This window comes from Gracilimonas sp. (assembly GCF_035704785.1).
Lineage (GTDB): Bacteria > Bacteroidota > Rhodothermia > Balneolales > Balneolaceae > Gracilimonas.
Map to the genome: position 1 here is coordinate 1 of NZ_DASSWP010000119.1, position 8,746 is coordinate 8,746.

9 protein-coding genes are annotated in these 8,746 nt (G+C 43.1%); 2 read left to right on the forward strand and 7 right to left on the reverse strand.

Annotated features, from left to right (window positions below; all coding sequences use genetic code 11):
- Positions 1-60 precede the first annotated feature (60 nt).
- From VFM80_RS07120 to VFM80_RS07140, 5 genes are all read right to left on the reverse strand, one after another.
- A complete protein-coding gene (locus VFM80_RS07120) occupies positions 61-1,371 on the reverse strand; it encodes a M28 family metallopeptidase (protein WP_395070967.1) in 1,311 nt (436 codons plus the stop codon).
- Between the two features lie 91 nt (positions 1,372-1,462).
- Positions 1,463-1,885, reverse strand: a complete 423-nt coding sequence (locus tag VFM80_RS07125; protein ID WP_395070951.1) for a hypothetical protein — start codon at positions 1,883-1,885, stop codon at positions 1,463-1,465.
- A gap of 126 nt (positions 1,886-2,011) precedes the next feature.
- A complete protein-coding gene (locus tag VFM80_RS07130) occupies positions 2,012-3,265 on the reverse strand; it encodes a murein hydrolase activator EnvC family protein (RefSeq protein WP_395070953.1) in 1,254 nt (417 codons plus the stop codon).
- Positions 3,262-4,122, reverse strand: coding sequence for a DUF4292 domain-containing protein (locus VFM80_RS07135; RefSeq protein WP_395070955.1), 861 nt, complete (start codon positions 4,120-4,122; stop codon positions 3,262-3,264). The genes VFM80_RS07130 and VFM80_RS07135 overlap by 4 nt, the downstream gene beginning before the upstream one ends.
- Positions 4,025-5,707, reverse strand: coding sequence for a tetratricopeptide repeat protein (locus VFM80_RS07140; RefSeq protein WP_395070957.1), 1,683 nt, complete (start codon positions 5,705-5,707; stop codon positions 4,025-4,027). Before VFM80_RS07140 ends, VFM80_RS07135 begins: the two co-directional genes overlap by 98 nt.
- A gap of 185 nt (positions 5,708-5,892) precedes the next feature.
- Here VFM80_RS07140 and VFM80_RS07145 point away from each other — a divergent pair, with 185 nt between their 5' ends.
- On the forward strand, positions 5,893-6,447 hold the full coding sequence (locus tag VFM80_RS07145; protein WP_395070959.1) for a 2'-5' RNA ligase family protein: 555 nt from the start codon (positions 5,893-5,895) through the stop codon (positions 6,445-6,447).
- Positions 6,448-6,461: 14 nt separating this feature from the next.
- On the opposite strand, the gene VFM80_RS07150 is transcribed toward VFM80_RS07145, so the two are convergent.
- Complete coding sequence (locus VFM80_RS07150) at positions 6,462-7,232, reverse strand: lysophospholipid acyltransferase family protein (protein ID WP_395070961.1); 771 nt, start codon at positions 7,230-7,232, stop codon at positions 6,462-6,464.
- Between the two features lie 29 nt (positions 7,233-7,261).
- Complete coding sequence (locus VFM80_RS07155) at positions 7,262-8,020, reverse strand: GNAT family N-acetyltransferase (protein ID WP_395070963.1); 759 nt, start codon at positions 8,018-8,020, stop codon at positions 7,262-7,264.
- 303 nt (positions 8,021-8,323) lie between these two features.
- On the opposite strand from VFM80_RS07155, the gene VFM80_RS07160 reads away from it, so the two are divergent.
- Positions 8,324-8,746, forward strand: a 423-nt coding sequence (locus VFM80_RS07160) for an MFS transporter (RefSeq protein WP_395070965.1), incomplete at its 3' end; no start/stop codon positions are given.

Consider the following 8,746-nt stretch of genomic DNA (forward strand, 5'->3'; position numbering starts at 1 on the left):
CAAAAAAACGCTCCGACGCAGAGCGTCGGAGCGTTTAATCACTTCAAAATTCAATATTCCTCAGTCTCCAAACGAGCCGGCCGGGCCAGGAAATACCACCGGGCTTTCAAAGCCATCTTCAGAAACGCTGGCTACGCCAAAGTAGTAGTTATCGATCACTACATTTTCGAGGGTGTGCTCTGTTACATCAGCAGGCACAAACACGCTTTTCTCCCATTGGTTGGAATCGGTAAGCCGCCAATAAATTTTGTATCCGGCGAGTTGCGGATTTTCATCAGGATCGAGTGCTTTCCAGCTTAAGGTGGTACTTGGGCGAACTGCACCTGATATTTGTACTTCTGCCGGTGGGCTTGGCGCCCATGACATCCCTGCCATCACTACGGCATTCAAGCCGGTGAGTTTGGCCGCATAATCAAATTCCACTTCGCTCAGCACATCGCCATATTCCACACCGTCTTCGGTTCTCAAGTCCTGATGCTGATGATTATAATCTTCGTTGGTTTCCATGATTCGCACTCCGGGGAATCCGGCATCATTAAACGGACGATGGTGTCCGCCACGCCCAAATCGATCCAGGCGATAGATCATCATCACGTCCAGATTTCGAATATAGAGGTCCGCCATTTTATCTACATAGCGAGCAAGATTTCGGGAAGGAGAATCTACCTCACCACCTGTAAATCTTCGAATGCGGGCTTCACGCTCGGTTTCAACAGCGCGGGTTCCTTCTGAGAATACACGGGCTGTAGTATTATCGATCACTCCGTTTATTCCCTGAATATTTCCAATCATATCATTATTCAAAACTCCTTTGATATCCCAGCCCTGTTCTTTAGCGTGTTCAGCTAAGATCTCTCCGCCAAACAATCCCTGTTCTTCGCCGGAAAGAGCCGCGTACATGATCGAGCCTTCAAATTCATACTGAGATAAAACTCTTGCTGCTTCTAATGCCCCTGCTACACCGGAAGCATTGTCATTAGCACCGGGAGATTCAGAGGTTCCGTCTAACGCATCACTTACACGTGAATCAATATCACCGCTCATCATTATAAAACGATTCGGATCGGCCGTTCCTCTTTGAATAGCGATCACATTCACAATATTGGTTGGTTCGGGAATTCTTTGAGTTCCCTCTATCACACCGCTCACATAAAACACTTCGAGACACCCACCGCAAGCCTCTGAGATACGTTCGAATTCAGCTTTTATCCAGCGGCGTGCTGCTCCAATTCCACGTGTATCCGATGTGGTGTCTGATAGAGTATGCCGCGTACCGAAACTCACCAGTTTTGTGATGTCTGCTTCAATTCGATCGGCTGAAGGGGCCGCACCAATTTCGCGCAAAACTTCAGTTTGGAGTGTTTGAGCCATCCCGACTCCTGCAAACAAAACGGCAAATATTAAAGAAAGAACCGTAGCTTTTATAGATCTCATAAGTTTATTTTTGGTTTATATGGTCTTGTTATTCTTTATCCTGATTCAAAAAATCACGTAAATTTTGCTGAAACTTCACCTGAGCTTTGAGGCCTGCCCGATGTCCGAGAAGGGCTCCCAATCCACAAGCAAGGATCACTGTAAACATAAAAGTTAGCTTAAAGTCTCCCAGGCCTGCGTCGTATAGCTGAACCCACACCAATGGGGGAGCTGCAACAAGCAATCCAAAGATATAAGGGGCGGGGTTCACTCCCTGAAGCCTACGCATAAATCGCCTTCCGGTCACAAATACAATATTCAAATACACCAGGCCAAAACCCAAAAGAAAAAGGGTTCCCACATAGGTGGGATCACTTATCCTAACTAAAAATTCAGAAGAAAAAAGGGTAAACGCAGCCGATAAGATAAATACACCGGAAGCATAAAAAATTAAGCGTGGGAAATTGTCCAAAGCAGTGATGTTGGTTATTTTTTTATTTGTTTGAGAGACAGGCAGAAATTCTTAAAAACAAACCCCAAATTCCAATGCTAACATATCTTTTAACCTCGTGGGGCACGATCCGAAAAATTAAAGGACCTATTTTCCCAGCCAGTTAACGGGGTTCACAAATTCATTGCCTTGACGAACGGCAAAGAAAAGAACTTCGCCTAATTCAGATTGAGAGGTACCAGATGCCCCTATGATATCGCCACGGCCTACAACTTCCCCTAATCGTACCTCTATTTGGCTGAGATTACCATATGCGGTATAGTATGAACCGTGCTTAACAAACACTACATCGCCATAACCACGTATTGGTAGAATTTCCATAACATATCCATCCGATACCGAAGAAACGGGCGAGCCGGGATCACTGACGATGTCTATGCCCGGATGCTCTGTTACAGAGCCATATATCGGATTTCGAATTCGGCCGAATTTCTTGGCTACCGTTTTGCTGTTTACAGGCCATGGTAGCACTCCTTTTGATTGGGCAAATGATTCTTCATAGGTAAGAAGGACTTCATCACTGACAAAATTTTCACGTGTTATTCCCGAAGTAGAGGTTCTTTCTGAGTCTCTCAGTTCTTCTTCAGCTACAATTAAATTTGTGAAGGTGTTCTCCAGGTTTTCTTTTTGTTCTCTGATTTTTTGAAGCTCAGCCAGCCAATTACTGCGTTCTCTTTTAATTTCTTCAACAGTTTGTTCTTGCAGCTCGCGTTGATTTCCTAATTTTTCCTTTTCCTGCTGTATTTCATCGAGCACAAGTTGGTTCTTTTGATAACTATCTTGCAAGCCTGCTCTCACTTCATCCAGTTCTTTTTTGGCTTCTTGTATAACTTCAGTTTGCTTGTTTTTTTGTTCTTCAAACCTGCGAAGATAATTCGATCTGACCAGCATTTGATTGATGGATTCTGAAGTCAGCAATAATTCAAGATTTCCTGACCTGCCGTTCTTATAGGCATATAAAATGATCTTCTGATAGTTCTCGATCAGATGCTCAAGCTCATTTTCCCGAAGTTCGATCTCCGTTTCCGTAAGTTTGATCTCCGCTTCAATTTGTTTTTGCTCTTCCTGTAAACTCTGAATCTTATCATCCTGAAGGGCAATAAGGTTATTCAAAGTTTGGAACTGCTCAAAAGACCTGTCGAAGCGGACTTCTGTTTGACTTACCCTGTCCTGATAATTCTTAATACGTGCTTCTAAAACATTGATCTCTGCACGGGTATTTTGCTGTCTCTGTAAAAGCTCTTCTCTCCGCTCCTCATACGTTTGTGCAAATAAATCCACACTCAGAAGCAACACTATAAAAACGCCTGTAAATGCTTTTATGTAACCTTTTAATCTCATAGCCGCTGGATCTTAATGTTATCCGGAATATCAATGCTCAATTTCAGTTCTCCAGGATTAACGTTTAGGTCTCGTACTAAAAAAACAACCCGGGAGTCTTCGTCTGAACTAAATATCGTTATTTTTCGGGGTAATATGAATCCCTCTAATTCTCCATAGCTTTCGTAGATGATCTTCGAATATGGAGCAACGTTGCTTTCAGTCTGTATGACCTGCTCAATTCTTCCGGTTTCTTTATTTACAAAAACCTGAGCACCATTATTTAAACGAAGCTGAAAGAAATTATTGCTTTCAAGTATGAGCCTGACTTCCTCTACATTTACTTTGAAATTGACCAGGTCCAGAATGTTGATGGAAGCCAGTTCATTCAGGCTTGTCAATCGTCCATCATAGATCGATATCTTTTGTGCGACCTTGTCTAACTTATTATAGATCAAAATTGAATCCTGATCTACAAGCATTTGTCCCCCCTCAATGCCAATTCTGTTTTGGATGGTCAGCAAGCTCAGATCACGGTCTGCCTCAAAATCGATGGTCACCCTGTCACTGTTCCCCGGTTCACTCACTAATGCCCGGCCTTTGCCTGAAAGCGACTTCAGCTCCTCAGAATAGTCTGGGATATCAGCCACCACAGCACGGACGGAGATATTACTTTCTCTGAATTCTCCTTCCGTAATGGGTCTTGAAGTACTGCAGGCTGAGATAATAAAACCAATTATCAGACTTGTAAATAATAAAAAACGGGGATTCGATTGCACGCTAATTAATCTTTTCTTTAAGGTATGTTCTTGATGAGTCTTGTTCCAACGCTTGTCTCCACCATTTTCTTGCTTCTTCCAGATTGTCGAGTTTTTCATAGACATCGCCCATATGTTCCAGGACTTCTGCACTTGCAGCTCCTGTGTCAATGGATGCTTTTATAAATCGCTGTGCCCGGTCATAATCCTGTAATTTAAAATAAACCCAGCCCACCGTATCTAAATAAGCTGCGTTTTCGGGAGCTACTTCAATTGCTTTTAGTGCTAATTCCTTGGCACGTTCCAGGTTTTCTTCCCGAACTGAAAGATTATAGGCATAGTTGTTCATCGCATTATCATTTTCCGGATCATAGCGCAAGGCAAGTTCATAAGCTTCATCAGAACTTTCATGTTTGCCCAGATTAGCTCTTGCATCCCCTAATGTGCTGTACACAGCCGATTTGAAAGGCCTCCGCGCGGGTGCTCTTGATGCCTTTACCAGCCACTCCTCAGCCTTTTCATTTTCATTCAAAAGCATGTAGGCACTCCCCACAAAAAACTGAATGAAGGCATCATCCGGAACAGACACATCTGCCTTTTCTCCAACTTGAGTAACCTCTTCATATTTCTGCTGCTGAAGTAAAAGCTGAAGCCTTTGCCTCCAGGCGATCTCATCCTGGGGCAAAAGCTCATTTGCTTTTTCCAGTTTTTCAAGAGCCTTTTCGAGCTGTGCGGTTTGCACATAAAACTGTCCTGATAGAGTAAAAGCCGGCCCAAAATCCGACTCGCTTTCTGAGAAAGCATCCATCACTCGTTCCGTCTCTATTCGAAGCTGAATATTTTGCGGATCATTTTGCACCCTTGAATAAAGAAACTGCGCCACATTCAATTTTTTTTCAGCCTCTATCAGCGGATCAGACACGAAATTACCCAGCAAAGTGCCTGCACTGTCCCATTTTTGTTCATCCAGATAAATACCGGCCAGATTGATCAGTGACTGGGGATCGCGGGCATTTCTTTCCAAAGCATCACCTAACGCTTCCTTGGCCTGATCACTATTACCTGTTCTGAGATAATATTCTCCCAACAAATTCAACATTTCCAGATTATCAGGATCTATCTGACGAATTTTCTCAAGCTGTACTACAGCAGAATCAGGAACTAAAAGCGCTTCATAATTTCTGAATTTCAGCAACAGCAGCGAAATATCCGAACCTCTCAGTTTTAAGATCTGATCAAGTGTTTGATTAGACTTTACGAACTGGCCGTAATCTTTGTAAGTATCTGCGAGCATAATCAGAGCATCAAAATCATTGGGATGATAATCGAGCAGCGTATTTAATTCATCCAATGTTGCCTCATTCTGGCCTGCACTCCTGTAGATCTGTGCCAGCTTCAAGCGATACCATTTATTATCGGGTTCACTGTTAACGGCTTCTTTTCCGTAAAAAGCGGCGTTGGGCAGATCATTCATCATAAGATAAGTGTCCGCCAGCGCATAGCTAATGCCGCTTGCCTCTGGCAGGTTTCTCTTTGCTTCAAGCAAAAGCTCACTTGCCTTTTCGTACTCTTCATTCTCAAAAGCTTCCATCCCCTGAATGTATGAAGCTCTTCCCAACAGCTCCTGTTCAGTTTGAACTTGGGCGATCAGCGGTTTCCCAAAAAGCAGTAGAAAAATAAAAAATAGATTTATGATGTATTTCATTGGACTCATATCAACCCAAGTATAACAGGAAAGTGCGATTTATGCTGAATATTTAAGGCGATATCTTGATCGGGTAGTTCAAGTTATTTTTGAAAAGTTTATCCATTGTATGAAATTTAAGCACCAATCGAACTCACTTAAGGATTCTTTTTCAGGTATTAAATGTAAATGTTTAATTTATAAGTATGAGCTCTAAAACGGATCTCTTTCTGATCGCTATCATTCCGCCAAACCCTTTAGGGGATAAAATTCAGCAACTGAAGCTGGAAGTAAAAGAGAAGTTCAACAGCTCCCACTCGCTGAATGCACCGCCGCATATTACCTTGCTCAGTCCGTTCGGGATGGATGAAGAACTTGGAGATAATCTAAATTCCCTTTTGGAAGTATTTGCACAGGGATTTCAAACCTTGGAAATTCAGCTGAATGATTTTTCCACCTTCCCGCCCCGCGTGGTTTTTATTGATGTGAAGAAGTCAGATCCGCTGATGGAACTTCAGCAAAAACTAGAAGAAACAGCCCGATCTAAACCGGATATGTTTTCCTATAATTACCATGAGCGGGAGTATCACCCTCATATAACACTGGCATTCAAAGATCTTACCAAGGCTAACTTTCGTAAAGCCTGGAAGGAATTTGAAGACCGCAGGTTTAATGAACATTTCTTAGCCGGGGATCTCTCACTTCTGAAACATGATGGAGAGCAATGGAGTGTGATAAAGGAATTCAGCTTAGGCACATAAACATGACTATGACGTTAATCTTTCATCGAAGTAGGCTCAAATATTTCCTGAACATTTAGGTGAAGCTTTTCAGCAAGTTCTTTACGGTCATTTGACTGTGCCGTCTTTTCTCCAAAGCGAATCGTACAGTCGATTTCCCGGGTTTGTGCAAGTTTCATCAGGTGTTCCAAAAATCCATGTCGCGCCCCAAAAAAGCATACGCTGTCGCGCGCCGGCTCGTCTTTAGGCCCTGTCTTATAACTGATGGATGCCACATGAACCGGTATCTCTTCCCGGGCCGGATATTGAAGCAGGGAAGCATGAAACGGCAATATGCTTTCCCCGCCGGAAGAAGTCCCCTCCGGAAACAGGATCAATCCCTGATATTCATTCATGGCTCCGGAAAGCAAGGCATTGACCCGCTTCACGTCCGTACGCCTGTTCCGATCCACAAAGATCACCCCGACAGAATCTACCATAAAGCCCAACACAGGCCAGTTTTGTACCGCTTTTTTCGCCACAAAAGTACACCTCAGGCTCAAATACAGTGGCACGATATCGAGATAGCTTAGATGATTGGAAACCAAAAAGAACGGAGCTTTGGGTGGGCTTCCTTCTATAGTCAGGTTCATATTGAAAATAAAAGCAGTTCCTTCTGCCCAGGTTCTCATAAAAAGGTTGCGCCAGGGCTCATATCTCCGCGTGAACAATTTCGGAACCACCAGCCCGATAGCAAAAACACTGTAAGTGGTCAGCGTAAAGATCAGCAGCACGATAAGCTTTATAAAACCTCGGATCTTACTCATTGGTCATCCACTGCTGAATTGTTTTTCGTTTAACCAAAGAACATTTTTTTGGTCCGGTCGGAAATGTTCTCAATATCAAGGAAGACCATAACGTATAAAAGCTCAAGGCCTTTATGATATGCCGGCTTACTGATGATATCACAGCCAACACTCAGATAATTTTCCAAAAGTCCGGGAGCCTTAAACTGCTTTTGCATCGACCTTACCTTTTCTTCCTCGTTTTGTTCGTAAGGCTTTTTCGAACTCACCCGGAATTCTTTATGAAACACACCCTGATTTTTAAGCTCATTGTAAATAGATAGTGCTTCCTCCGATGATTTAGCAGGAATACCCAAACTGCCCAATAAGTAACGTTTATTTAAGGACTTTAAATACCCTGCAAAACCTTTCCAAAGCAGGAACAATACCCTTCCGCTCCTGTGCTCTTCTTCGATGCAAGCTCGTCCCACTTCAAAACTTTTTGATAACACCTCCTCAGGCAGTTCCGACAGATTAAACAAACTCTCGGAATAAAAGCCCTCACCGGCTACTGCCATTTCATAGGTCTGAAGGCGATAGGTTCCCACCACTTTTTCAGTCTCATTTTCCTTCACGATAAGATGATGACACTGGGCATCGTATTTATCTTCATCAACGGTTTTGGAAGATTCGAACTTACGTTCCAGTTCTTCATAAAAAACCCGATACCTGAGCGACAAGGCCTCTTTAATTTCTTGATCAGTTTGTGCAATACTTACTGTGTACCGGTGATTGGAAATATCCGGTAAGATCTGTCTTTCTGCTTTCAATTTTTATTTCACCCTAAATTTAAATAACTCCATATCAATCCATCTCTTAAGCCAACATATCAAGTCTTTATAAAAAAAATCCGTTCATTAACACTGGCCGGACTCATACCTTTTTAACTGCTTACAGCAGCATTGCCTGAAATTGGAATGCAAAAATATCATCAAATCCCGCCATCATTTCAATTAAATATCTAAACACCGGAATATTGGTACTCCCTTCCAAATATCAGTATCATTGGCACTATTCGGAACGGTTTTGGCCGGCTCCGTTTTTATATCCTGAAATTACATGAATCATCTATTTTGAGCAATTCAGCGGAAGAATCACAACCACGTTTACTGCGCGACAGGAATCTTTACATTATTTTTGGGATCACCTTAACGGCCGTGATGGGCGTTTCATCCATTGCCCCCGCCTTCCCTTCTATTGCTGATGCCCTTGACGTCTCTTCTCAGAAAATAGGATTGCTGATCACCTTTTTTACGCTGCCCGGTATTTTCATTACCCCGGTGCTTGGGATATTGGCCGATCGTTTTGGCCGCAAAATCGTGCTGGTTCCCTCCCTATTTCTTTTCGGAATCGCTGGAACCGCATGTGCTTTCACCACTGATTTCGAAACCATGCTCTTTTTCAGAGCGCTGCAGGGGATGGGCAGTGCTTCGCTTGGAGCACTCAATCTTACTCTGATCGGCGACCTCTATTCCGGTAACGACCGTGCCACCACC